General features: G+C 23.8%; 2 protein-coding genes. One reads left to right on the top strand and one right to left on the bottom strand.

The genetic code is table 11. From position 1 onward, the window contains the following. Positions 1-134 precede the first annotated feature (134 nt). Entirely contained in the window at positions 135-812 is a 678-nt protein-coding gene (locus GBZ86_RS14960) for a CapA family protein (RefSeq protein WP_327445282.1), read from the top strand. 14 nt (positions 813-826) lie between these two features. Here GBZ86_RS14960 and GBZ86_RS14955 read toward each other — a convergent pair whose 3' ends face one another. Continuing rightward, the gene (locus GBZ86_RS14955) at positions 827-2,344 is read right to left on the bottom strand and encodes a Ppx/GppA phosphatase family protein (protein WP_152891975.1); all 1,518 of its coding nucleotides are present in this window, start codon (positions 2,342-2,344) and stop codon (positions 827-829) included. Between the last annotated feature and the right edge of the window lie 87 nt (positions 2,345-2,431).

Genomic DNA, 2,431 nt, shown 5'->3' with positions numbered 1-2,431 from the left:
GTTTTTGGTAATTATATTAAAACAAAGGTTACCGGCTATTTTCACGTCTAAATTTTTGGTAATTTATAAACTTTTTTCTAATTAAAATTTGTCAATGGTATTTGAATCCAAAGATTAAACACTAGTGAAATGGCATAAATTTAGGTATTACATCTTTTGTTTTTGAATCACCTCAAAATAATGGAGAAAGAACTTTAAATGAAAAAAAAATTCCTAAGGAAGCTGATGGATTAATAAATACATTTGGATATAAAACCTTAGAAGAAGATTTGAATAAAATAGAAAATATAATAAATGATATGAAAAATGAAGGAGCTGAGTTTATTATTGTAGGTATGCATTGGGGAATTGAATATGATAAAAACCCAAGTGAATATCAAAAAAAAATAGCTAAAGAATTAAATAATTTTGGTGTTGATTTAGTTTTAGGAAGTCATCCCCATGTGATACAACCAATAGAAAAAATTAAAAATGAACAGGGAGAAGAAACTATAGTGGTATATTCTATGGGAAATTTTTTATCCAATCAAAGTAAAGAAACCATAGGCAAATCAGAAACATCTGATGGTGTTATATTAGAATTTAAAATAGGACAAAACGAAAAAAAAGATATTGTTATAAAAGATTATAAAATAATACCTACATGGGTTTATAAATATAATGATAATAATGGAAATACTAAATATAAAATTCTTTCAGCTGAAGATACATTAAAATCAGAGGAAGCAAAAAATAAATTATCTAAAGAAATTTTACAAAAAATAAAAAAATCAGAAGAAGCAACTAAAAGTATTTTAAAAAATAATAATTAAGAAAAGAGTGTTGATTAAATAACACTCTTTTTTGTTATTATAAGATCTTTTTTATAAATTTCTTTAAATTTTTCAGTACATCTATAAGCTTGTCGTATTTCTAAATCTAAATTTTCATCTGAGAAAAGAATAATTTCCACATTTTCATCATTAATTAATACTTTTAAGTCTTTTATAGATCCTATTAAACTTCTGTCTAAGCCTTCAGATAACTTTAATAAAACTCCAATAAATTCAATATTTGCAATATCTAATCTGTTTAAGATAGTAGAGTATTTAGGTAAAGATATTTCAAAAGAATTATTTCTATGGAAGGCTGCACATAAAGCACTCATTAAAATCTCTTTGTGACTTAGTCCGTTTAAAGGTGAATTAAGAATTATATATAAAGAATGTATATGATGATCATAGTATCTTATACTAATACCACAATCATGAAGTAAAGATGCGGTTTTAACTATATTATTAAAGGAATTATCCAATTTATGTAAAGAGGATAATTCATTAAATAATTTTTTAGTTAAATTATATACATTATAAGCATGAGGGTAATTCACATTTAAAGTTTCCATAATTCCTTTTAAACTTGCATCTAAAATATCTTTTTTATTATTAAAATTTTGTTCTAAATAATCATATAAAATACCTTCTCTAAGCCCACGGCCACTTATTTCTATTTTTGAAGTTTGTGTGAAATTAAGAATTTGTTTTAGTATACCCGTAGCAGCTACAATTACATCGGCTCTAGAATTAGATAATCCTTCGATTTTTTTTCTTTGTCTTAAATTTTTGCTTTTTAACATATGATATAAGTCTTCAATATCATAATCAAAAAACACATAGTTATGAGATAAATCAATTGGATATCTTTTTTTTCTGCGATCAATTTTACCTAAATTTCTAATTGAACCTCCAATACCTATTATAGATTCAAAAGAATTATTACATAACCAATCTATATTTTTAAGGTTATCAATAATATATTTAAGTGATTTTTCATTGTTTTCATAGCAAATAGTATCATCTAATTTGAATAAGGTAGTTAAAGTAACATATCCAAAAGGTAATGAAACTTTTTTAAAAATTTCATTATCTACTATCCAAGCTAAATGAGTTGTATTACCATTTATATCCACTAGAAGAGAATTTTTTATATATAATGAATTTCTAGCACCTAAAAAATTATAATATAATTCTTCTTCATTAGTTAATGTCTTAATATCTAAGTCTAAAATTTTTAAAAGTTTGCTTTTAAAGTTAGCTTTATTTTCAGCTTGTCTTAAAGCTTCAGTTTCAACAGTTATTATTTTGGAAGCACCAGAAGATATGCACATATCTTTAAATGATTTAACTGTTGATAATGTAAAATTTATTTTATCTTCACTTATAATTGAGCAACTGATTAAATCAGATCCAAGTCTAATACTTTCTTTTAGCTCATCAATAATTCTAAAATATCCAGAATCCCATACTTCAGCTAGGGTCATTCTAACTGCATTTGATCCTATATCAATAACTCCGATTCTATTCATAGTTATCCCCTTTAAAGTTTTAAATTAAGTATTTATATATAATCAATATTATATAATTTTTTTTACAGTTTTCAATGATTATTTTAT

The sequence above is a fragment of the Clostridium tarantellae genome (assembly GCF_009295725.1).
GTDB lineage: Bacteria > Bacillota > Clostridia > Clostridiales > Clostridiaceae > Sarcina > Sarcina tarantellae.
Note: the sequence above shows the minus strand (reverse complement) of the source record. Positions and strands in the feature narration are given on the sequence as shown.

Excerpts from the sequence above, each read along its gene's own strand:
- GBZ86_RS14955 (WP_152891975.1), bottom strand. The coding sequence starts at position 2,344 with ATGAATAGAATCGGAGTTATTGATATAGGATCAAATGCAGTTAGAATG.